The 22,589-nt window shown below is 63.4% G+C and carries 23 protein-coding genes; 17 read left to right on the top strand and 6 right to left on the bottom strand.

Annotated features, from left to right (window positions below):
* Nucleotides 1–40: 40 nt before the first annotated feature.
* From lpxB to ACU8YE_RS07395, 6 genes are all read left to right on the top strand, one after another.
* Nucleotides 41–1,174 carry a lipid-A-disaccharide synthase gene (gene lpxB / locus ACU8YE_RS07420; RefSeq protein ID WP_446928465.1) on the top strand — a complete coding sequence of 378 codons (1,134 nt, stop codon included), beginning with the start codon at nt 41–43 and terminating at the stop codon, nt 1,172–1,174.
* A 4-nt stretch (nt 1,175–1,178) separates the two neighbouring features.
* Nucleotides 1,179–1,877 carry a ribonuclease HII gene (gene rnhB, locus ACU8YE_RS07415; RefSeq protein WP_446928422.1) on the top strand — a complete coding sequence of 233 codons (699 nt, stop codon included), beginning with the start codon at nt 1,179–1,181 and terminating at the stop codon, nt 1,875–1,877.
* A gap of 22 nt (nt 1,878–1,899) precedes the next feature.
* Nucleotides 1,900–2,682 carry a TrmH family RNA methyltransferase gene (locus ACU8YE_RS07410; RefSeq protein ID WP_446928421.1) on the top strand — a complete coding sequence of 261 codons (783 nt, stop codon included), beginning with the start codon at nt 1,900–1,902 and terminating at the stop codon, nt 2,680–2,682.
* Between the two features lie 142 nt (nt 2,683–2,824).
* Nucleotides 2,825–3,700: a M24 family metallopeptidase gene (locus tag ACU8YE_RS07405; RefSeq protein WP_260802534.1), complete on the top strand. Its 876-nt coding sequence runs from the start codon at nt 2,825–2,827 to the stop codon at nt 3,698–3,700.
* Between the two features lie 17 nt (nt 3,701–3,717).
* Nucleotides 3,718–5,526, top strand: coding sequence for an SDR family oxidoreductase (locus ACU8YE_RS07400; protein WP_446928420.1), 1,809 nt, complete (start codon nt 3,718–3,720; stop codon nt 5,524–5,526).
* 30 nt (nt 5,527–5,556) lie between these two features.
* Nucleotides 5,557–6,453 (top strand): metal-dependent hydrolase, encoded by an 897-nt coding sequence (locus ACU8YE_RS07395; protein WP_260802532.1) that lies wholly within the window; start codon nt 5,557–5,559, stop codon nt 6,451–6,453.
* Between the two features lie 69 nt (nt 6,454–6,522).
* Here ACU8YE_RS07395 and ppsR read toward each other — a convergent pair whose 3' ends face one another.
* Nucleotides 6,523–7,374: a posphoenolpyruvate synthetase regulatory kinase/phosphorylase PpsR gene (gene ppsR / locus ACU8YE_RS07390; protein WP_232043002.1), complete on the bottom strand. Its 852-nt coding sequence runs from the start codon at nt 7,372–7,374 to the stop codon at nt 6,523–6,525.
* 230 nt (nt 7,375–7,604) lie between these two features.
* Between ppsR and ppsA the strand changes: the two genes are divergently transcribed.
* The 3 genes from ppsA to ACU8YE_RS07375 all read left to right on the top strand — a co-directional run bounded on the left by ppsA (nt 7,605) and on the right by ACU8YE_RS07375 (nt 11,559).
* Entirely contained in the window at nt 7,605–9,992 is a 2,388-nt protein-coding gene (gene ppsA / locus ACU8YE_RS07385) for a phosphoenolpyruvate synthase (protein ID WP_316868936.1), read from the top strand.
* 165 nt (nt 9,993–10,157) lie between these two features.
* The gene (locus tag ACU8YE_RS07380) at nt 10,158–10,583 is read left to right on the top strand and encodes an NfeD family protein (RefSeq protein ID WP_260802531.1); all 426 of its coding nucleotides are present in this window, start codon (nt 10,158–10,160) and stop codon (nt 10,581–10,583) included.
* A 49-nt stretch (nt 10,584–10,632) separates the two neighbouring features.
* Nucleotides 10,633–11,559: an SPFH domain-containing protein gene (locus tag ACU8YE_RS07375; protein ID WP_102067135.1), complete on the top strand. Its 927-nt coding sequence runs from the start codon at nt 10,633–10,635 to the stop codon at nt 11,557–11,559.
* A 21-nt stretch (nt 11,560–11,580) separates the two neighbouring features.
* Here the strand turns inward: ACU8YE_RS07375 and smpB are convergent, their stop codons facing one another.
* Entirely contained in the window at nt 11,581–12,027 is a 447-nt protein-coding gene (smpB, locus tag ACU8YE_RS07370; RefSeq protein WP_232042732.1) for an SsrA-binding protein SmpB, read from the bottom strand.
* Between the two features lie 125 nt (nt 12,028–12,152).
* Between smpB and ACU8YE_RS07365 the strand changes: the two genes are divergently transcribed.
* Both ACU8YE_RS07365 and ACU8YE_RS07360 read left to right on the top strand, forming a co-directional pair.
* Nucleotides 12,153–12,590, top strand: a complete 438-nt coding sequence (locus tag ACU8YE_RS07365) for a type II toxin-antitoxin system RatA family toxin (protein ID WP_232042733.1) — start codon at nt 12,153–12,155, stop codon at nt 12,588–12,590.
* Nucleotides 12,577–12,942, top strand: coding sequence for an RnfH family protein (locus tag ACU8YE_RS07360; RefSeq protein ID WP_260802530.1), 366 nt, complete (start codon nt 12,577–12,579; stop codon nt 12,940–12,942). Before ACU8YE_RS07365 ends, ACU8YE_RS07360 begins: the two co-directional genes overlap by 14 nt.
* A 7-nt stretch (nt 12,943–12,949) precedes the next feature.
* Here ACU8YE_RS07360 and ACU8YE_RS07355 read toward each other — a convergent pair whose 3' ends face one another.
* A complete protein-coding gene (locus ACU8YE_RS07355; protein WP_232042735.1) occupies nt 12,950–13,489 on the bottom strand; it encodes a DUF4124 domain-containing protein in 540 nt (179 codons plus the stop codon).
* A gap of 154 nt (nt 13,490–13,643) precedes the next feature.
* Nucleotides 13,644–14,588 carry a DMT family transporter gene (locus ACU8YE_RS07350; protein WP_446928419.1) on the bottom strand — a complete coding sequence of 315 codons (945 nt, stop codon included), beginning with the start codon at nt 14,586–14,588 and terminating at the stop codon, nt 13,644–13,646.
* A 154-nt stretch (nt 14,589–14,742) separates the two neighbouring features.
* Here ACU8YE_RS07350 and guaB point away from each other — a divergent pair, with 154 nt between their 5' ends.
* From guaB to ACU8YE_RS07330, 4 genes are all read left to right on the top strand, one after another.
* Nucleotides 14,743–16,206, top strand: coding sequence for an IMP dehydrogenase (gene guaB, locus ACU8YE_RS07345; protein ID WP_232042737.1), 1,464 nt, complete (start codon nt 14,743–14,745; stop codon nt 16,204–16,206).
* Between the two features lie 123 nt (nt 16,207–16,329).
* Nucleotides 16,330–16,908, top strand: a complete 579-nt coding sequence (locus tag ACU8YE_RS07340; protein WP_045204090.1) for a hypothetical protein — start codon at nt 16,330–16,332, stop codon at nt 16,906–16,908.
* The gene (gene guaA / locus ACU8YE_RS07335; protein ID WP_343619697.1) at nt 16,883–18,502 is read left to right on the top strand and encodes a glutamine-hydrolyzing GMP synthase; all 1,620 of its coding nucleotides are present in this window, start codon (nt 16,883–16,885) and stop codon (nt 18,500–18,502) included. Before ACU8YE_RS07340 ends, guaA begins: the two co-directional genes overlap by 26 nt.
* 269 nt (nt 18,503–18,771) lie before the next feature.
* Nucleotides 18,772–18,975, top strand: a complete 204-nt coding sequence (locus ACU8YE_RS07330) for a cold-shock protein (RefSeq protein WP_027677448.1) — start codon at nt 18,772–18,774, stop codon at nt 18,973–18,975.
* An 88-nt stretch (nt 18,976–19,063) separates the two neighbouring features.
* On the opposite strand, the gene ACU8YE_RS07325 is transcribed toward ACU8YE_RS07330, so the two are convergent.
* Together ACU8YE_RS07325 and ACU8YE_RS07320 are read right to left on the bottom strand one after the other, a co-directional pair.
* Complete coding sequence (locus ACU8YE_RS07325; RefSeq protein ID WP_446928418.1) at nt 19,064–19,708, bottom strand: Vgb family protein; 645 nt, start codon at nt 19,706–19,708, stop codon at nt 19,064–19,066.
* 36 nt (nt 19,709–19,744) lie between these two features.
* Nucleotides 19,745–20,965, bottom strand: a complete 1,221-nt coding sequence (locus tag ACU8YE_RS07320; protein WP_446928417.1) for a helix-turn-helix domain-containing protein — start codon at nt 20,963–20,965, stop codon at nt 19,745–19,747.
* Between the two features lie 87 nt (nt 20,966–21,052).
* On the opposite strand from ACU8YE_RS07320, the gene ACU8YE_RS07315 reads away from it, so the two are divergent.
* Both ACU8YE_RS07315 and ACU8YE_RS07310 read left to right on the top strand, forming a co-directional pair.
* On the top strand, nt 21,053–21,823 hold the full coding sequence (locus ACU8YE_RS07315) for a DUF899 domain-containing protein (RefSeq protein ID WP_446928416.1): 771 nt from the start codon (nt 21,053–21,055) through the stop codon (nt 21,821–21,823).
* Nucleotides 21,798–22,571 (top strand): DUF2182 domain-containing protein, encoded by a 774-nt coding sequence (locus ACU8YE_RS07310; protein WP_446928415.1) that lies wholly within the window; start codon nt 21,798–21,800, stop codon nt 22,569–22,571. Before ACU8YE_RS07315 ends, ACU8YE_RS07310 begins: the two co-directional genes overlap by 26 nt.
* The last annotated feature ends 18 nt before the right edge of the window (nt 22,572–22,589 follow it).

Genomic DNA, 22,589 nt, shown 5'->3' with positions numbered 1-22,589 from the left:
CGAGCAGCCTCAGAACACCACGCCGGTGCGCCGCATCGGCATGGTGGCCGGCGAGGCTTCCGGCGATTTGCTGGCCTCGCTGCTGCTCAAGGGGTTGCACGCACAACTGCCTGCCGACATTGCCTACAACGGCATCGGCGGGGCCCGCATGACGGAGCAGGGTTTCCAGTCGAACTGGCCGATGCACAAGCTGTCGGTCAACGGCTATGTTGAGGTGCTCGGCCAACTGCGTGAGATTCTCTCGATCCGCAAGGAGCTGAAGCAAGATCTGCTGGAGAAGCCGCCGCTGGCTTTCATCGGGGTCGATGCGCCCGACTTCAACTTCAACGTCGAGATCGCCATGCGGCAGGCGGGTGTGCCGGTGGTGCATTTCGTGAGCCCATCGATCTGGGCGTGGCGAGCCGGCCGTATCAAGACGATCGCCCGCGCCGTCGACCATATCCTCTGCCTGTTCCCGTTCGAGCCTGAGATTTACGCCAAGGCCGGCATTCCGGCCACGTACGTCGGGCATCCGCTGGCGGACGAGATTCCTCTGGTCCCGGACGTGGAGGGCGCGCGCACGCGCCTGGGGCTGCCGCTGGGCCGCAAGGTCGTGGCGGTGCTGCCGGGTAGCCGCAATTCCGAGGTGAAGCATCTCGGGCCCACGCTGTTTGCGGCGATGTCGCGCATGCAGGCGGTCGAACCGGATCTGGCTTTCGTGCTGCCGGCGGCCAATGCGACGCTGCGCGAACGCATTGATGGGATGCGCGCGGAGCACCCAGGCCTGCATCTGTGGGTCGTCGATGGCCAGTCGCACGCCGCCATGGAAGCGGCTGACGTCATCCTGCTTGCCAGCGGTACGGCCACGCTGGAAGCAGCGTTGTACAAGAAGCCGATGGTCATCACCTACAAGGTGCCCTGGCTGACGGCGCAGATCATGAAGCGCAAGGGCTATCTGCCGTACGTGGGGCTGCCGAACATCCTGTCCAGCCGCTTTGTCGTGCCGGAGCTGCTGCAAGATGACGCGACGCCTGAGGCACTCGCACGCGAGACGCTGCTGCAACTGAGCGACCATGGCAACGCCATGTTCCTGCGTGAACACTTCACCCAGATGCACCTGACGCTCAAGCAGAACATGGCGGAGATCGGCGCGAAAGTCGTGGTCGATCTGCTGCGCGGTCGCGGTAAGCTTTGAATCCATGGCGTCCCGCAAACCCGATCCCGACCAGCTTGGCCTGGCGCTCTCGCAAGAGCCAGCGGCCAAGCGTGCGCGTCGCATCCTCTGTGGTGTGGACGAGGCTGGTCGCGGGCCTTTGGCCGGACCAGTGACGGCTGCGGCGGTCGTTCTCAATCCGCGCAAGCCAATTAAAGGCTTGGCCGACTCGAAGATCCTGGCCGCCAAGAAGCGTGAAGCGCTCTACGAGGAAATCGTCGAAAAGGCGCTCGCCTGGCATGTCGCGGAAGCTACCGTCGAGGAAATTGACCGCATCAACATCCTGCACGCGACCATGCTCGCCATGCAGCGTGCGGTGCACGGCGTGGCCGCATTGGGCACGCTGCCTGATCTCGTGCAGGTGGACGGCAATCGGTGCCCCCAGGTGGCGTTTGCGGTGGAGGCCATCGTCAAGGGCGATGCGCTGGTGCCGGCTATTTCGGCGGCATCCATCCTGGCGAAGGTCACGCGTGACCGCCAATTGGCCGCGCTGCATGTCGAGTTTCCGCTCTATGGTTTTGACGTCCATGCCGGTTATGGCACGCCGCAGCATCTGGCGGCGATCGACCTGCATGGCGTGACGCCGCATCATCGCCGTTCGTTCGCGCCCGTGCGTCGTGCGCTGGAGGGGATGAGCGCGATCAGCATCGAAACCACCGCTGCAGGCAGCGCCTGGGACGACTGACCTTTTTCTGCTGGGCCCATTCGTGAAGCACATCACTTCCCGCGACAACGCGGTGTTCAAGCATCTCAAGGCGCTTTCGGGCTCAACCCAGCATCGTCGGCGTGCAGGGCAATCCGTGCTCGATGGCGTGCATCTGGTCGTGGCGTATCTGGATGCCGGCCACACGCCGGCGCAATGCCTGGTGTCGGAGCGCCATATCCGGCACCCGGAAGTGGCTGCGGTGCTGGATCGCGTCGATCCGGACACCGTCATCCTGCTGGCCGACCACCTGTTTGGCCAACTGACCACCGTCGTCAACGGCATTGATCTGATGGCACTGGTTGAAACGCCAGAAGGCAAGTTGCCGCAAACCATTGATGCGGACTGCGTGATTCTTGATGGCATTCAGGATGCTGGCAACGTCGGGTCTATCCTGCGCTGTGCGGCGGCTGCCGGCGTGCGTGATGTGTTCATGACGCCGGGCTGCGCGTTCGCGTGGTCGGCCAAGACGTTGCGCGCCGCCATGGGCGCGCATTTCCACCTGAACATCGTTGAACACTGCACGTTCGAGAGCGTGCATTCGCGCCTTCAGGTGCCGCTGTTGGCGACGTCGTCGCACGCCAAGCAGGCCGTATTTGATGTGCCGCTTAAGGCGCCCGTCGGCTGGGTGTTTGGAAACGAGGGTGCGGGCGTGTCAGAAGAATGGCTTTCTGCCGTGACGACGCCTGTGACGATTCCGCAACCGGGCGGCATGGAATCGCTCAATGTGGCTGCCGCAGCAGCCATCTGTCTGTTTGAGGCCGTGCGACAACGCCGCGCGGGCTAAACCTCTCCGTTTGCTGTCGATTACCGGTCACATGGTGTTTTCAAACGCCAGAAAAGTCCCGCATTGACTTTGCCATTGAGTAATGGAACATTGAGTGCGGTGCCATTGAGCACCCTCGATACCCAGACTCAAGGAGACCGGCATGCCGAACCCCACCCTGGCGCGCGTCCATGTCGACGAACTCGCCCAGTTTCGCGAAATCCAGCAACTCGCCTACGCGTGCGTCGAAGCCGTCGGCGGCATGCTTCGCCCGGGTATGACCGAGAAGGACGCAGCCAAGCTGCTCTCTGAGTGGCTCGGCGATCGTGGCGTGCACGACTGGCTGCACAAGCCGTTCGCCTGGTTTGGCGATCGCACGGCATTCCAGGGCTTTTCGGGCCTCACGCACATGGCCGGCTTTAACCTGGCGTTCTTTCCGTCGTCGCGGCGGCTGGAGGAGAACATGCCGGTCATCCTCGACGTGGCGCCCGTGCGCAATGGCGTGATCGCCGATGTGGGCTATGCCATGTGCCTCGGCGAAAACGCCATCCTCGACCAGCTGCAGGACGACCTGATGGCGCATCGTGAGCTGATCGTGCGCCTGATTCGCGAGCGTCGGTCGATGGCGGATGTGGCCCGTGCGGTGGACCAGCTTTGCATGAAGCAGGGCGTGGAGCCACGCCACAAAGCGTATCCATTCAAAGTACTGGCGCATCGCGTGGCCAAGCTCGACAGCCCATCCAAGCCGCGTTTCGTTGCGCGGTTCGGGTTGAATGCCACGCGCAACCTGATCCTCGACCAGGTGCGTAGCGGCAAGCAGGAAGGATGGTCGCCGCTGTGGTCGATCGATCGTCGATCGGAACACGCACCGGTGCCGGGCCTGTGGGCCGTTGAGCCGCACCTGGGTTTCCATGGCGTCGGTGCCAAGTTCGAAGAGCTGCTCGTCATCACCGAAGACGACGCCTACTGGCTCGACGACGATCTGCCGCACGTGCGCCGCTGGCAGCAACGCCAGCTTGCGCAGCAGCGCGCCGCCTGATGCGCGAGGAGGCTCACATGAAGACGCTTCTTGAAGAGGCTCCGCTGGCATTGTTCGAGCCGGCTGCAGCGTTTCCGACCAAGGAATACGCCCAGCGCACCGTGCAATCCGGCAGCGTCTCACTCGCCGCCAAGACCTGGGGCGACCCGGCGCATCCGACCGTCGTACTCGTGCACGGCTACCCCGACAACAGCGAGGTCTGGCACGAGATGGCACCGCTGCTCGCGCGCGATTACTACGTCATTGCCTACGACGTGCGCGGTGCCGGCAAGTCGAGTTCGCCCAAGGGAATGCGCAACTACACCTTCGCGCGATTGACCGACGACTTCATCGCCGTGATCGATGCGCTGAGCCCAGGCAAACCCGTGCACCTGATCGCGCACGACTGGGGTTCGATCCAGTCGTGGGAGTTCGTGACGGAAGCGCGCCTGCGTGGACGCATCGCGTCATACACGTCGTGCTCGGGCCCATGCCTGGACCACGTCGGGCACTGGATGCGCGCGCGGCTATTGCGGCCGACACCGTCGTCGCTAGGCAAGATGCTGGGGCAGCTCGTGCGCTCGTGGTACGTGCTGCTGTTCCATTTGCCGATCGTGCCGGAGCTCAGCTGGCGCCTGTGGCTCGGGCGCGCGTGGCCGCGTGTGCTGCGTCGCGTGGAGAAGACCGCCATCGTGCCGCGCGCCACGCAGACGGCCGATGGCGTGCGCGGTGTCTCGCTGTATCGTGCCAATTTCATCCGCAGCCTGTTCACGCCGCGCAACCGTGTCGCACACGCGCCCGTGCAGGTGATCGTGCCGACGCTCGACAAGTACGTCAGCCCAGCGTTGTCTGAAGATCTCTCGCGCTGGGTGCCGCAGTATTGGCGCCGTGAAGTGGTAGCGCGGCACTGGCTGCCCGTCACGCATGCCGCACGCATGGCGGAAATGGCGCGCGAGCTGATCGAGCATGCCGAGGGCAAGCCGGAATCCGAAGCACTGCAACGCGCGCGTCAGCACGGCGGTCGCAAGCCGCTCTCCGGCAAGCTGGCCGTCATTACGGGGGCTGGCAGCGGCATCGGCCGTTGCGCGGCGTTGGAATTCGCGGAGCAGGGTGCGGCGATCGTGGCTGTCGATATCCGCGCCGAAGATGCCGAACGCACGGCCACACTCATCCGTCTCTCCGGCGGCAAGGCGTGGGCGCGTACCGTCGACGTCGGCAACGGCGAGCAGATGGAAGCGCTGGTCGATTGGGTCGGCAAGGAGTTGGGTGGCGCCGACATTGTCGTCAACAACGCGGGCATCGGCATGGCGGGTGGCATTGTCGACACGTCCGAGCGCGATTGGCAACGCATCCTGCACGTGAACGTGTGGGGCGTGATCCATGGCGCCCGGCTGTTTGCCAAGCAGATGGTGGCGCGCGGGCAGGGCGGGCACATCCTGAACACTGCATCGGCGGCGGCCTTTGCACCATCGCGCGATCTTGCCGCCTATGCAACGACAAAGGCCGCGGTGCTGATGCTGTCCGAATGCATGCGTGGCGAGCTTGCCGGGCAGGGCATCGGCGTGTCGGCCATCTGCCCCGGTTTTGCCGAGACTGGAATCATGGCCTCCACCGTCTACACCGGCACGACCGAGGCGCAACAGGCCCAACTGCGCGCCCGCGCGACCAAGCTCTACCAGCTGCGCGGCCTCAAGCCCCAGACCGTCGCGAAAGCCATGTTCAGGGCGGTTCAGCGCAACAAGCCTGTTGTCACGATCGGCATCGAGGCGCATTCGTCACGCTTCATCTCGCGCTATGCGCAGTGGCTCAGCCGGTTGATCGCGCGCGTGAGCATGGCGGGGCATTGAGCCCGCAGACAAGAACATCAGGAGACCACCATGACCGCGCCCGATTACTTCATCAAGGCCCGCCACGTCCGTTTCGATTGGAAGGACACGCCTATCCAATGGATTCCCGGCGATCCGTCCAGCACGCACATCATCAACATCCTGAACCTGCTGTTTCCCGCCGGCGAACTGTGGTTCTGCCGCGTTTACAACAAGGCGCTGCCGCTGATTACCGACGCGAAGCTGCGCGCCGACGCGGAGGGCTTTCTGCGCCAGGAGGCGGTCCATTCGCGCTCGCATGGCGGCGTGCTGACGCATTACTACAAAGACCACGGTATCGACACCCAGGCCTTCACCAAGCGCCTCGATTGGCTCTTCTCCAAGGTGCTCGGCGAACAGCCGCTGGGCCTGAAGATTGGCCACACGCGCTTCTGGCTGCGGCAGCAACTGGGCATCATCGCCGCGCTTGAGCACTTTTTCGGCTATCTGGGCAACTGGGTGCTCAACGCAAAGGGGCTGGATGCCGCCCGCGCCGATCCCGTCATGCTCGACCTGCTGCGCTGGCACGGCGCAGAAGAGGTCGAGCACCGCACCGTCGCGTTCGACATCTTCCGGCACATGGGCGGCACGTATCTCGAACGTTGCTTCCACATGCTGACCACGATCCTGTTGCTGCTGTACTTCCTGGTGACGGGCTTTCGCTTCATGTACAAGCGGGATCCGGGCGCGGGCAAGTTCCCTGGCTTTGTCCGTGGGTGGTGGCACGGCTCGCGGCGCAACTGCCTGCCATCGTTCTGGAAAATGCTGGGGGCCGCATTGCGCTATTTCCGGCCCAGTTATACGCCGCATCACGAGGGATCGACCGAGCAGGCGCTGGCCTACCTGGAAACATCGCCGGCTGCGCAAGCCGCGGCGCATGGCGGTAACTGGGTGCGCGATCGCGCCTGACTGGGCCGCAGAAAAGCAAAACGGCCGGTGCAAGGCCGGCCGTTGTGTCTGAGGTCTGAGCGTGCTCGCTCAGTAGTTGTTGTGATCCATCTTGATGTCCTGCAGGATCGTCGTGGCAATTTCCTCGATCGACTTGTGCGTCGACGACAGCCACTTGACGCCCTCGCGCCGCATCATCGATTCGGCTTCGTTGACTTCATACCGGCAATTTTCCAGCGCGGCGTATTTGCTGCCTGGGCGACGTTCATTGCGGATTTCCGACAGGCGCTGTGGATCGATCGACAAGCCGAAAATCTTGTTCTTGTAGTCGTACAGCACCGTGGGCAGCTTGCCGCGCTCGAAGTCGTCCGGAATGAGCGGGTAATTGGCCGATTTCACACCGTATTGCATTGCCAGGTACAGGCTGGTCGGCGTCTTGCCGCTGCGCGATACCCCCACCAGGATCACATCCGCCTCGGCGAGGTTCTTGTGTGACTGGCCGTCATCGTGGGCAAGTGAAAAATTGATCGCTTCAATGCGGTTCTTGTACGCCTCGGTGTCGGCGTTCTGGTGAAACCGGCCGATGGCGTGGGTCGACTTGAGGTTCAGCTCCCTCTCGAGCGGCTCGATGAAGGTCTGGAACATGTCCAGGATGGTGGCCTTGGCCCGATGGACGATCTCGTTTGCCTCGGCATCCACCAACGTGGTGAAGACGATCGGCCTCACCCCTTCGACGTGGAAGGCCTCGTTGATCTTTGCGACTGCAACGTGCGCCTTGTCGATCGTGTCGACAAACGGGATCCGCACCTGGCGGAATTTCATCTCAAACTGCGCCAGGATCGAGTGACTGAAGGTTTCTGCGGTGATCCCGGTGCCATCCGACACGATGAAAACGGTGCGGAACGGTGTGCGGTTGGGAGATGCGGTGGCGAGGTCGGTCATCGAAAACGAGGGGTTTTTCCAGCACGCCGGCAGGAAATCGTGCTGCGGCACGGTAGAATAGCGGCGATCGTTTAGCTAAGCAATTCGGGCCAATCGCCCGCCAGGCAATGCCACCGCGGCAGTCCTGGCAGGGCTTCCGGATGATTTAGCCAAGCGATTCGCGCGGCCAGACGACAAGAAGAAAGCCCCGTGCGCATCCGACCGGTTTTTCACTTAGTTTAGGGGCTTGTATGACTAACCTGTCGCAAGACGGCGCCTATGTGCTGCCGTTCGAGCAATTGCGGATGACCGATGTCGAGGTTGTCGGCGGTAAAAACGCTTCGCTGGGCGAGATGATCTCCCAGCTGGATGGCGCCGGCGTGCGCGTTCCGGGCGGTTTTGCCACCACGGCACTGGCATTCCGCGATTTCCTTGCACACAACAATCTGACGGAACGCATCTCGCAGCGTCTGGCCAGCCTCGACGTCGACGACGTCAAGGCGCTGGCTGCCGCCGGCAAGGAGATCCGCGAGTGGGTCGCCACCGCACCGTTCCAGCCGCGTCTGGAGCAGGAGATTCGCGAGTCGTACGCTCGCGTGGCCGCCCGCGAAGGCGCCGAGGCATCGTTCGCGGTCCGTTCTTCGGCCACGGCAGAAGACCTCCCGGACGCTTCGTTCGCCGGTCAGCAAGAGAGCTATCTCAACGTTCTCGGCATCGACGACGTGCTCGATAAGATCAAGCACGTGTTTGCCTCCCTGTACAACGACCGCGCGATTTCGTACCGCGTGCACAAGGGCTTCGCCCATGACGTGGTGGCCCTGTCGGCCGGCATCCAGCGCATGGTGCGCTCGGACTGCGGCGCCTCGGGCGTGATGTTCACGATTGACACCGAATCGGGCTTCCAGGATGTCGTCTTCATCACCTCCAGCTACGGCCTGGGCGAAACGGTGGTGCAGGGCGCTGTGAACCCGGACGAGTTCTACGTCTTCAAGCCGACGCTGGCCGCCGGCAAGTACCCGATCATCCGCCGCTCGATCGGTTCCAAGCTGATCAAGATGGAATTCACCGCGCCGGGCGAAGAAGGCCGCGTGAAGACCGTCGACGTGCCGGGCGAACTCCGCAACCGCTACTCCATCAACGATGCCGACGTGGCAGAGCTGGCGAAGTACGCCGTCATCATTGAAAAGCACTACGGCCGCCCAATGGACATCGAATGGGGCAAGGACGGCAAGGACGGCAAGATCTACATCCTGCAGGCCCGCCCGGAGACGGTGAAGAGCCAGGCGCACGGCAAGGTCGAGCAGCGCTTCCGCCTGAAGGGTTCGGCGCCGGTGCTGACCACCGGTCGCGCTATCGGCCAGAAGATCGGTACGGGCCCGGTGCGTGTCATCAACGACCCGGCTGAAATGGAGCGCGTGCAGCCAGGCGACGTGCTGGTTGCCGACATGACCGACCCGAACTGGGAACCGGTGATGAAGCGTGCCTCGGCCATCGTCACCAATCGTGGCGGCCGTACCTGCCACGCAGCCATCATCGCGCGTGAACTGGGTGTGCCGGCGGTCGTTGGCTGCGGCGATGCGACCGACCTGCTGAAGGACGGGACGCTGGTGACGGTCTCGTGTGCCGAAGGCGACGAAGGCAAGATCTACGATGGCCTGCTGGAAACCGAAATCACAGAAGTCCAGCGTGGCGAAATGCCGACGATCAGCACCAAGATCATGATGAACGTCGGTAATCCGCAACTGGCGTTCGACTTCTGCCAGATCCCGAACGGCGGCGTGGGCTTGGCCCGCCTTGAATTCATCATCAACAACAACATCGGTGTTCATCCGAAGGCGATCCTCGACTACCCGCAGGTCGACAGCGACCTGAAGAAGGCCGTGGAAAGCGTGGCCCGCGGCCATGCCAGCCCGCGTGCTTTCTACGTTGACAAGCTGGCCGAGGGCATTGCCACCATCGCGGCGGCGTTCTATCCGAAGCCCGTGATCGTGCGCCTGTCGGACTTCAAGTCCAACGAGTACAAGAAGCTGATCGGCGGTTCGCGCTACGAGCCGGACGAAGAAAACCCGATGCTGGGCTTCCGTGGCGCCTCGCGCTACATCGCTGAGGACTTTGCTGAAGCCTTCGAGATGGAGTGCCGCGCCATGAAGCGCGTGCGCGACGAAATGGGCCTGACCAACGTCGAAGTGATGGTGCCGTTCGTGCGTACGCTCGGCCAGGCCGAGAAGGTTGTCGAGCTGCTGGCCAAGTACGGCCTGAAGCGCGGCGAGAACGGCCTGCGTCTGATCATGATGTGCGAAGTGCCGTCCAACGCGATCCTGGCCGAGCAGTTCCTGCAGCATTTCGACGGTTTCTCGATCGGTTCGAACGACCTGACGCAGCTCACGCTGGGTCTGGACCGCGACTCCGGCATGGAGCTGCTGGCCAAGGACTTCGACGAACGCGATCCGGCGGTCAAGTTCATGCTGCAGCGTGCCATTTCCACGGCCCTGTCGATGAACAAGTACGTCGGTATCTGCGGTCAAGGCCCGTCCGACCATCCGGATTTTGCCGAATGGCTGGCCAAGGAAGGCATCTCGTCGATCTCGCTGAACCCGGATTCGGTGATTGACACGTGGCAGAAGCTCGGTTCGGTTTAATGCCGGCCTAGAGTGTCGTAAGACACGGCGCGTATCCTGACGGGTATGCGCCAACAAGAACGCGAAGTGCCCGGTGGCGTCCAACGCTGGCGGGGGCCGAGCGACATGCCCCCGCAGACGTGCAGCGTCGCGGGGGTTTTTTTATGGGATTTCGGGAGAGGGAGTATGTCGGCTCAGACCGTCTGGTTTTCTCTGGCCGTGCTGCTCGTCATCGGCGAGCTAATGACGGGGACGTTCTATCTGCTGATGGTGGCCATCGGCTTGGTCGCCGGCGGACTTGGCGCGCTGATCGGCCTTACGTTTCCCGCCCAGGCCATCGTGGCCGCGATTGTGGCGGTGTTCGGCATCGTCGGGCTGCGGCGCACGCGCTACGGGCGGACCACGCGCGAGAATGCCGCCCGCAATCGCAACGTCAATCTGGATATCGGCGAGACTTTGCGTGTCGATGCCTGGTCGCCAGAGCGCCGCGCGCGCGTGCAGTATCGCGGCGCCGCGTGGGATGTCGAACTGGCACCGCACGCGCCGGCCACCGCTGGCGAATTCCGCATCGTCGAAGTGCGCGGCAACGTGCTCGTCGTCGCACCCAAATAGCACGCAAATAGCATCCAAAACAACCAACAAGCTCAACCACGGAGGTTCTATGTTCGAGCTGGGGACTCTCGCGATCATCGTCCTGTTTGCCGCCATTGTGCTGATCGCACAAGGCATCAAGATCGTGCCGCAACAGCACGCCTGGATTCTGGAGCGGCTGGGCAAGTATCACGCGACGCTTTCGCCCGGGCTCAATATCGTGCTGCCCTTTGTCGATCGGGTGGCCTACAAGCACGTGCTCAAGGAAATCCCGCTTGATGTGCCGAGCCAGATCTGCATCACCAAGGACAACACGCAGCTGCAGGTGGACGGCATTCTGTACTTCCAGGTGACCGACCCGATGCGGGCCTCGTATGGCTCGAGCAATTTCGTGATCGCCATCACCCAGCTGGCGCAGACGACGCTGCGCTCGGTGGTCGGCAAACTGGAACTGGACAAGACGTTTGAAGAGCGCGACTTCATCAACCACAGCGTGGTCAATGCGTTGGATGAGGCGGCATCGAACTGGGGCGTGAAGGTGCTGCGCTACGAGATCAAGGATCTGACGCCGCCGAAGGAAATCCTGCACGCCATGCAGGCGCAGATCACGGCAGAGCGCGAAAAGCGTGCGCTGATCGCCGCATCCGAAGGCAAGCGCCAAGAGCAGATCAACCTGGCATCCGGTGCGCGCGAGGCGGCCATCCAGAAATCGGAAGGGGAAAAGCAGGCCGCCATCAACAAGGCGCAGGGCGAAGCGGCGGCGATTCTGGCGGTGGCCGAAGCCAACGCCCAAGCGATCCAGAAGATTGGTCAGGCCATTCGCACCGAGGGCGGTGTCGATGCCGTCAACCTGAAAGTGGCGGAAGAGTATGTGAGTGCGTTCGGCAACCTGGCCAAGCAGGGCAACACGCTCATCGTGCCGGGCAACATGGGCGACCTGAGCACGATGATTGCGTCAGCGTTGACGATTGTGAAGCAGCAGCGGCCGAGCGCGTAAAAGCTCGGCGAGCGAAAGGGCTCAAGCCTTCTCGCGCATGAGGCGGGCTTTTTCGCGCTGCCAGTCGCGGTTCTTTTCGGTTTCGCGCTTGTCGAACTGCTTCTTGCCTTTGGCGAGACCGATTTCGCACTTCACGCGGCCGCGCGTGTAGTGCAGGTTGAGCGGCACGAGCGTGTAGCCGCGCTGCTCCACCTTGCCGATGAGCTTCTTGATCTCTTCGGCGTGCAGCAGCAGCTTGCGGGTGCGCACGGGGTCTGGATGGACATGCGTGGAGGCCGATTGCAGCGGGCTGATATGGGCCCCGATCAGGAACAGCTCGGCGTTACGGATGACGACGTAGCCTTCCTTGATCTGCGCACGGTTGGCCCGGATGGCTTTCACCTCCCAGCCCTCGAGAGCCATGCCTGCCTCGTAGCGCTCTTCGATGAAGTAATCGAAAAAGGCCTTCTTGTTGTCGGCGATGGTCATACGTTGGAATATGCGGTGCGCGCCTTGGGGTGACGATCCCTGCATGCGCTGCGATAAAATGCCGAGTTTAACAAATCCGCCGCAATCCAAACCGGGACGCGGCGCGCAAAGCTTTCGGATGACGCATGGCAGACGTTGAAAAAACCGTGTTGATTGGCTACTCGGCCGAACAGATGTTCGACCTGGTCACCGACGTCAAGGACTATCCGAACTTCCTGCCGTGGTGCGGCGGCGTGGAAATCTACGAGCAGACCGAAACGTCACTCGACGCGCGCGTGGATATTGCCTTCAAGGGCATCCACCAGTTCTTTCGCACGCGTAACGTGCAAACGCGGCCCACTCGCATTGATATGACGTTCGCAGACGGGCCTTTCAAGTCGTTTACCGGTTTCTGGGTCTTCACGCCGCTGCGCGCGGACGCCTGCAAGATCAACTTCCACCTGCATTACGAATTTTCCAGCGTGATTCTGGAAAAGCTGATCGGGCCGGTGTTCAGCATGATTGCCAACACCTTCGTCGATTCGTTCGTCAAACGCGCTGAGACGGTGTATGGCGAATCCTGAGTCCGACAACGTGATCGACGTGATGGTCTGCCTGGCGACGGTCACGCCGCCGCGGCTTGTCAACGTGCAGGTGGCGGCGCAGGCGACGGTGGCTGACGCTGTGCGTGCCTCTGGCCTGCTCGATGGCTTGGAGCTGACGATCGATACCTGCCGCCTGGGGATCTACGGCAAGCGCAAGACGCCCGATGCACCGTTGCACGCACGTGACCGGATAGAAATACTGGGGCCGCTGATCGCCGATCCAAAAACCGCACGCCGGCGGCGCGTGCAGAAGGTGCGAGCCACCGGCACGCGCGAGGGGCTGAAGTGGCTGCGCAACGAGGCGCCGCCCAAAGACGACGTCCTCGAGTAGCGGGCAATCAGTTGCAGTTGGCGCTCAGGGCAGCCTGGTTGCGCTGGACGGCTGCGGCGCGCTGGTTGTCATCCATATAGGCGATCGAGCCGTCGGCCTGCACTGAGCCGACGCGGCGGCCATCCTGCATATACGTGGTTTCGTTGCGCAGGCGTGCGCATTCGGCTTGTTTGCGCTGGGCAGCCTCTGCCTGCCTGGCTTCGTCCTGTTCTTTCTTGGCGCGATCGGACAGACGTTTGCGCAGCTCTTCATCGGGGTTGGATGCCGCGACGCCCGAGGCTGGCTGGCCGGGTTTGGCTGCCCCGTTCGCGTCCACCGCTTTAACGCCAGAGGCCGGCGCAGAAAGGGCTTCATACGCAGTAGCCGTACGGCTGTTCGGGTTGCGGATGATGCGGCTGGGCGGCACTGACGGCGGCGGTGCGGCGTCGCTGTAGACCATGTGGCCCTTGTCATCGCGCCATTGCCAGGCCCATTGCGCCTGGGCAACCGGGCAGGCAAGGGCGATCAGGGCAGCGGTGGCAGGCAACAGGACGTGCAGTCGTTTCATGGAGTTCTCATTCGTGGACTGCCGACGGCGCGCTGGCCGACCCGACGACGGCCCCTCGACGCGCACGGGAGCCCGGTGGCGTGATCGCCACTCGCCAATTTAGGCCGACGGCCTGGCTTGGCCTGTCGACTCGCCCCCCGGCAAGGCGCCCAGTTTATGCAGACTTGTCGTTGGCGTGCAAGCGCACCGACCAGCCGACACCTGCAACCAGCAAGGCGATTGCGGCGATCTCGAGCGGACGCGGCCAGCGGCCGTCGTACACGAAGCCATATGCCAGCGCGAACAGCGTCTCGAACACGATCATCTGGCCCGACAGCGTGAGCGGTAGCCGTCGGGAGGCGATGTTCCACAGGTTGTTGCCGATCAGCGACGCGCCGAGTGCCACGGCGGCATTGACCGCCCAGAACGTGCCCCAGGCGCGCCCGCCGGCATGCATCCAGCTCGTACCAACAGTGAGCAGGGCCACCAAGGTCAAGGCCGCCGACAGAATGCCGCTGGAAATGCCGTACAACGCAGACCATTCGTTGCTGGAGAAATGCGGATTGCGCTGCAGGTAGCGGGCATTGTCCACGGCGTACCAGGTCCAGCTGCAAAGCGCGCCCACGGCACAAGCGATGCCGGCAATGCGTTGCCAGACCGGCCGGGCGTTGGTGGCTGTCGTTGCCGATTCATGGCCGAACAGGTCGACGTTGATGCAGGCGATGCCCGCAGCGACAACCAGCAGCGGCCAGATCAGCCGGGAGAGCGGCACGGCGCCGTGATCGCGCCGGCCAAGCATCGTCACTGTGATGGGTAGGATGCCGACGATGAGGGAGGTGGGGGCAACGCCAGCCAGTTGCACGCCAAACGCCACGAAAACGAAGTAAACAAGATTGCCGCTGCAGGATTGCGTGACCAGCGCCAGGCAATCGGCGCGGGTAATCTTGCGGGCAATGCGGGGAAGGATCGGGGCAGCGGCAACGGCTGCGATGACGCCGTAGGCGAGATAGCGGCCGAGGGTCAGTTCCCACGGTGAAAACGCGGGCAGCGCGCGGGGCGCAATAAACACCATGCCCCACATCGCCCCGGCCAGCAGGGCGCACAATACGCCAATTCCCATTCGAACACTCGCGAGGCTGATTCTGCGCGGCCACTGGCGGCACAGGGCGCTGGAGGTGCGTGCGCGAAGAAAAATTTATCGAGCATAGCACGGGTCTCTACAACCGTGGGGCGAATTCCCGTATAATCCGATTTTGCGCCTAGAGGAAATTGCTATGCGTCTTGTCCAGAAAGCACTCACGTTCGATGATGTGCTGCTCGTCCCGGCCTATTCGGCCGTCTTGCCCCGCGATACGTCCCTTCGCACCAAGCTCACCCGTTCGATCGAACTCGCCATTCCGCTCGTCTCCGCCGCCATGGATACGGTTACGGAAGCGCGGCTCGCCATCGCCATGGCGCAGCAAGGTGGCATCGGTATCGTCCACAAGAACCTGAAGCCCGAAGAACAGGCGCGCGAAGTCGCCAAGGTCAAGCGCTTTGAATCGGGCGTGCTGCGCGATCCGATCACCATTGGTCCGGACATGAAGGTCCGCGACGTGATGGCGCTGTCGGCGCAGCATGGCATCTCGGGTTTCCCGGTGCTGGAAGGCAAGAAGGTGGTGGGCATCATCACCAACCGCGACCTGCGTTTCGAAGAAGAACTGGACGCCCCGGTGCGCGCCAAGATGACGCCGCGTGAGAAGCTCGTCACCGTCAAGGAAGGCGCCACGCTGGAAGAGGCCAAGCGCCTGATGAACAAGCACCGCCTGGAGCGCGTGCTGGTGGTGGGCGAGGCCTTCGAGCTGCGCGGCCTGATCACCGTCAAGGATATTCAGAAGGCTACCGAATACCCGCTGGCGTCGAAGGACGAACGCGGCTCGCTGCGCGTGGGTGCGGCGGTGGGCGTAGGCCCGGACAACGATCTGCGTATCGATCTGCTGGTCAAGGCCGGCGTGGACGTGATCGTGGTCGACACCGCGCACGGCCACAGCCAGGGCGTGCTGAGCCGTGTGCGCTGGATCAAGGACAACTACCCGCAAGTGCAGGTGATCGGCGGCAACATCGCCACGGGCGACGCAGCCAGGGCGCTGGTCGACCACGGCGCAGATGGCGTCAAGGTCGGCATTGGCCCGGGCTCGATCTGCACGACGCGGATTGTCGCGGGCGTGGGCGTGCCGCAGATCTTTGCCGTGTCGAATGTGGCCGAGGCACTGAAGGGCACCGGCGTTCCGCTCATCGCTGACGGCGGTATCCGTTACTCGGGCGATGTCGCCAAGGCCCTGGCTGCCGGCGCACACACCGTGATGATGGGCGGCATGTTTGCCGGTACGGACGAATCTCCGGGTGAGGTGTTCCTGTTCCAGGGTCGCTCGTACAAGAGTTACCGCGGCATGGGCTCGGTGGGCGCGATGAAGGACGGCGCTGCTGACCGTTACTTCCAGGAAGACAACACCGCCAACGTCGACAAGCTGGTGCCGGAAGGTATCGAGGGCCGCGTGCCGTACAAGGGCTCAGCGTTGCCGATCGTGCATCAGCTCACGGGCGGCGTCCGCTCGTCGATGGGCTACTGCGGTTGCGCCTCGATTGCCGAATGGCACGAGAAGGCGCAGTTCGTCGAGATCACCGCCGCTGGCATGAACGAATCGCACGTGCACGACGTGCAGATCACGAAGGAAGCGCCGAACTATCACCGCGACTGATCGGTTGTTGATCAGCGCAAACAAGATAGAAGGCAAGCAGTACTGCCGCCGGGGTGCGCGGGCGCTCCGGCTGAATCAACCGGCGGCCGAAGCACGGGCGGCCGCCCGCAACTGGAGACGATGATGAAAGCGCTTTTGCGACTCGTTCTGTTTCTGGATGCGGCTGTCGCACTGTGCGTCGGTCTCGTCCTGCTGGCTTCACCGATGACGTCCATCTTTGGCGCGCTGCAATTGCCGCAGCCGGAGCCGGCGATGTACGGCCAACTGCTCGGCGTCACGCTGATTGGCGTGGCCTGGCTGCTGTGGCACGCCACCGTCAACGGCCAACTGACCACCGCCGTGGCACAGGTGGTCGGTCATGTGAACCTGGCTGTCGCCGTGCTGGTGATTGCTTGGCTGCTGTTTTTCCACTTGCCGGTGGACGGCGCCGGCCGCATCTGGCTGCCGACGTTTGCTGCGGTGCTGGCGGCGTTTTCTGCCGTGCAGATTCCCGCGTCGCGCCGCGTGCGCACCAACGAGCGCGTGCGCGCGCAAAAGGCCCGTGAAGATGCCGCGGCCGCGCGCGAACGCGAACGCGCAGAAAAGGCGCAACGCAAAGAACCTGGCTACATGCCGCCTCCGGGCTACGGCCCCGGCACTGAAGTCGACACGATTGCCGATTCCATTCCTCCACAACATGCACGACAAAGTCCTCATCCTTGATTTCGGCTCGCAGGTCACGCAACTGATTGCGCGGCGCGTGCGTGAAGCACACGTCTACTGCGAGATTCACCCGAACGACGTGTCCGACGCCTTCGTGCGCGAGTTCGCGCCCAAGGCGATCATCCTGTCCGGCAGCCACGCCAGCACGTACGAAGACCACCAGCTGCGCGCCCCGCAGGCCGTGTGGGACCTGGGCGTGCCGGTGCTCGGCATCTGCTACGGCATGCAGACCATGGCCGTGCAACTGGGCGGCAAGGTGGAGTGGAGCGACCACCGCGAATTCGGTTACGCCGAAGTGCGCGCGCATGGTCACACCCGCCTGCTCAAGGACATCCAGGACTTCGCCACGCCGGAAGGCCACGGCATGCTCAAGGTCTGGATGAGCCACGGCGACAAGGTCACGGAACTGCCGCCCGGCTTCAAGCTGATGGCGTCGACGCCGAGCTGCCCGGTTGCCGGCATGGCCGATGAGGCGCGCGGCTATTACGCCGTGCAGTTCCACCCGGAAGTCACGCATACCGTGCAGGGCCGCGCGCTGCTCGAGCGCTTTGTGCTGGAAATTGCCGGTGCCAAGGCCGACTGGGTCATGCGCGACCACATCGACGAAGCCGTCAAGGCCATCCGCGAGCAGGTGGGCGATGAGGAGGTGATCCTCGGCCTGTCGGGCGGTGTTGATTCGTCGGTGGCAGCGGCGCTGATCCACCGCGCTATTGGCGATCAGCTGACCTGCGTGTTTGTCGACCACGGCCTGCTGCGGTTGGACGAAGGCAAGATGGTCATGGACATGTTCGCCGGCCGCCTGCACGCCAAGGTCGTGCACGTGGATGCGTCGGAGCAGTTCCTCGGCCATCTGGCTGGCGTGACGGACCCGGAGGCCAAGCGCAAGATCATCGGCCGCGAGTTCGTTGAGGTGTTCCAGGCCGAAGCCAAGAAGCTCAGCAATGCCAAGTGGCTGGCGCAGGGCACGATCTACCCGGACGTGGTGGAATCGGGCGGCACCAAGACCAAGAAGGCAACCACGATCAAGAGCCACCACAACGTGGGCGGCCTGCCGGAGACGCTGGGGCTGAAGTTGCTCGAACCGTTGCGCGACTTGTTCAAGGATGAAGTCCGTGAGCTGGGCGTGGCGCTGGGCCTGCCGCACGAAATGGTGTATCGCCATCCGTTCCCGGGGCCGGGCCTGGGCGTGCGTATTCTGGGCGAGGTCAAGCGCGAATATGCAGACCTGCTGCGCCGTGCCGATGCGATCTTCATCGAGGAATTGCGCGGCACCAAGGCCACGGCACAGGACGCCGCTGCCGGCCTTTGCGCCGAGGGCGACGTTGGCAAGAGCTGGTACGACCTGACCAGCCAGGCGTTTGCGGTGTTCCTGCCGATCAAGTCCGTCGGCGTGATGGGCGATGGCCGTACGTATGACTACGTGACGGCGCTGCGTGCAGTGCAGACCACTGACTTCATGACCGCGCACTGGGCGCATCTGCCGTACACGCTGCTCGGCCGCGTGTCGAACCGCATCATCAACGAGGTGCGTGGTTTGAGCCGTGTCGTGTATGACGTGTCGGGCAAGCCGCCTGCGACGATCGAGTGGGAGTGAGGTTTTCTCTCAAGATGGACAGAAGCCCGCGTTATGCGGGCTTTTTTCTTTCCAGTGCCTGCACAAGGAGGTGGAGGGTGGCGTGCTATGTGATATTTGTTGACACATGAACGGAACACCTGTAGAAACCATCCTCGCAGGATCTTCAAGCAGTTACTCCGATGTTCTGGGTTGTCACACCAAGCGGTGCTTCCTTTGCTCCATGTTTCTTCCTTGATTGTCGTGCCTGATGAGCACAGGCTCATGCAGAACTTTTTAGGATATCCAACATGGAAACCGGCACAGTAAAGTGGTTCAACGACTCCAAGGGCTTCGGCTTCATCACCCCGGACGCAGGCGGCAACGATCTCTTCGCTCACTTCTCTGAAGTTCAGGGCAGCGGGTTCAAGTCCCTCCAAGAGGGCCAGAAGGTTCGCTACGTTGCAGGCGTTGGCCAAAAGGGTCCGGCTGCTACGAAGATTGAAGCGATCTGATCGGTCGCATCTGCCAAGAAAAAACCCCGCACTGCGGGGTTTTTTTTCGCGGCCAAACGCACGCGCTGTCGAGTGCTCCGCAGAGCGCCTATGCCGCCTGCTTGCGGGGCCGCCGTACCGCGCGAATCTTTCCGGTGGTGCCGCCGCCGCAGAAGAACTGATCGGCACCGTTCGATTCCAGCCCCGACACAGTGATGCCCGCCGGCATATCAAGCTGCTCCAGCACTTCGCCGGTTTGCGGATCGATATGCCGCAGCTCGCTCGTATCGCCTTCCCAGGTGGCGTGCCAGAGTTCACCGTCGACCCAGGTGACGCCCGTGACGAACCGGTTGGATTCGATGGTGCGCAACACCTTGCCGGTGTCCGGATCGATCTGGCGGATCTTGCGCTCCCGGTAGTGACCAACCCACAGCGTCCCTTCGGCCCAGGCGAGGCCTGAATCTCCGCCCGCGCCTGGCGCGGGAATCGTGGCGAGCACGGTGCCCGTTTGCGGGTCGATCTTCTGGATGCGGTCTTCGGCAATCTGGAACAGGTGACGCCCGTCGAATGCGGTGCCTGCATGGGCGGGCACGTCGATGGCGCGCTGCGTCTTGCCGCTGTCGGGGTCGAGTTCCTTCAACTGGCCGCCGGCAGCAAACCAGACGTGTTGACCATCGTAGGTCACGCCGCCGACGTTCTCTGCGCCAGGGAAGGGGCCGTATTCGCGCACGACTTCGGCGGTGGATCGTTTCATGTTGGGCTCGCTGGAATCGGTTGTGGAGTCTTCATCCTAGTCACTTGGCAGCGGTGCGGGGAGTAACAAGGTGGTCGCGAATCCAGGTACCGGAGGCGTCACCCATCGGCGCGCGCGGCCGCGTCCGAAAAACTGCACCTTGCCGGCGGCTGCCAATGCGTCGAGCGCGCGCTGTACGGTGCGCTGACTGGCACCGAGCGCCAGCGCCAATGCGGAGCTGGACCACGATTCCCCATCGGCCAGGCAAGCCAACACGGCGGCGTATTGCTCATCGACGGGTTGCGCGAGCACGACCACGCGCTGTGTCTCGTGCGTTTGCAGTGCGAATCCGTGTCGGGTTGCTTTGATCGTGCCTAACGCACCCAGCGCGGTGCGTAAGCGTCCGATCTCTACGCGCAGGCGCACGCGGTGCGATTCGTCTGGATGCCGGGTGCGGAATGCTCGGGCGATGAGGGCGTCTCTGGGCATGTCTTCCGGCCACGCTTCTGCCAGTGCACGTACCAACGTGAACAGCACCGGCCGCTTGGCGAGCGAGACAACCGTATCGGCCTGCCGGATGGCGAGCCGGCACGCATCTACAACGAATGTGTCTGATGCAAAGAGGGCCTCGACATCTTCAAGGCGCAGAACGCGCTCCTCGCCGCGTGAGACCAGCCGCGCGGCCGGTGCGCTCAGTGCAAGGGCGGCGCGTTCGACTTCGGCGGTGAGCGTCGGGATGCCGGCCTGGCGCGCCGCGAGATCGGCGTCGGCCAGAGCGGCGCGCGCGGAAGTCGTCTGCAAGCGCCGGATCGCAATGCCCGCGACGACAAGCGCGTGAGCCGCCCGCAATACCGGCGGAAGATGCGCCGGGTTGAGCGCCGCGAGGGCGGCCTCTGCATCGTCCAGGCGCCCGATTAGCAGAAGACGGCGGATGCTGAGATACCGCGCGTGCGCAGCGTTGATGTGATCGCCATGGGCTTCAAGCGTGGCGCGTGCCGTGTCGAGGGTTTTTTCGGGCCAGCCAAGATCGCGCGAGGCGAGGGCGACTTCGGCTTCAGCGACGATGCAGCGAGCGCGTGCCACGGCCTCGCGTGAGCCGAACGCACGGGCTGCGCGACGCAGCAACAGCTTGGCCCGCGCCAGGTCACCGAGCTGTGCCATGGCGATGCCGCGCAGTGCGAGTGCCGGCGCGTCGTCACGCAAGGCGACGCGGTTCAGCGCTCCGAATGGGTCACCGGCAGCGAGTGCGCGCGCTGCAGCCGTGATCAATGAATCCATTCGAATCCCGCCACACTTGTCACTCCCGCCGTTTGAGGTCGGCGCCTAATCTAGCACACGACCACTCACCCAAAAACGGAGGCAAGCATGAGTGCAACACACCCCACAGCAACCCGCGCAACCTGGCTGGCAGAGCGCATTGAACTGCTCAAGGCGGAGAAGGAACTCACCCGCCGCAGCGACGAGTTGGCACGCCGCAGACAGGCGCTGCCCTGGGTTCGCGTCGACAAAACGTATCGCTTTGAAACGGAGAACGGAAGCGCCACGTTGAGCGATCTTTTCGGCGGGCGATCGCAACTGCTGGTCTATCACTTCATGTTCGGGCCGGACTACAAGGCGGGCTGCCCCTCGTGCTCGATGATTGCCGATGGCTTTGACGGCTTTGTCACGCATCTGGCGAACCACGACGTGACGTTGATGGCGGTGTCGCGCGGGCCGCTGGCCAAGTTGATCGAGTATCGCGAGCGAATGGGCTGGAGCTTTCCGTGGGCGTCATCAGTCGGCAGCGATTTCAACTACGACTTCAATGTCTCGATTACGGAAGACCAGCAGCGCGCAGGCAGTGCCGACTACAACTACGTGCGCGGCAGCCACGTGATGGATGCATCGGATTTGCCCGAACCCGTGCAGCAGTTCGCCAGCATGTGCGGCACCGATGCGCCCACCTATGTGCGCGACCGGCCCGGCATGAGCGCTTTCGTGCTGGAAGATGGCGTCGTGTACCACACGTATTCCACCTACGCGCGTGGGCTCGACGGTTTGTGGGGTGCATACCAGTGGCTGGACCGCGCACCGCTCGGCCGCAACGAAACCGGTGTCTGGTGGCGTCGCCATGACGAGTACACTCAGCAGCGTTGAGGTGTCGCGCGAGCAGGCAGTGTCCGAGCGCGGCTTCCTGGCCGTCTCGGCACTGCTGTTCATCGCCAGCACAACGGCGACGGTGGTGTGGTGCAACGCCATGCCTGCCATGACGGAGATGCCGATGGCGTGGATGCCGATGTGCGGTCAGACGTGGCAGAGCTTTGCCGCGTCGTTCATCGGCATGTGGACGGTGATGATGACGGCGATGATGCTGCCGTCATTGCTGCCGATGCTGCGGCGGTATCGCGTTGCGCTTCATGTGGCGGGCAAGCCGAATGTTGATGCGCACACCGCGTTGGCAGGCACGGCGTACTTTGCCGTGTGGGGGCTGATCGGCGCGATGGTCTTTGCGCTGAGTGCAGCGTTGGCCCAGCTCGAAATGACATGGCCCGTGCTGGCACGTGTGGCGCCGGTTGCAAGCGGCGCGGTGGTTTTGGCAGCCGGCACATTGCAGTTCAGCGCATGGAAGGCGCGGCAGCTTGCGATATGCCGCGCACGGCCAGCGCCTGGGGGCGATGCGTGGCGATTTGGCTTGCGCCTCGGCCTGCGCTGCGCCGCGTCGTGCGCTGGCCTGACTGCAATTCTGTTGGTGACCGGCGTCATGGATCTGCGTGCAATGGCGGTCGTGTCAGCGGCGATCACGCTTGAGCGCCTGGCATCTGCGGGACAGCGTATGGCCCGCTACATTGGCGTCGTTGCGATCGGGGCAGGATTGCTGTTGATGCTGCGTGCCGCATTGCCCTGAGGCGTGCCGAGTACCCCC

The organism is Ralstonia sp. VS2407 (assembly GCF_052950655.1).
This window is presented reverse-complemented; position numbering and strand designations above follow the sequence as displayed.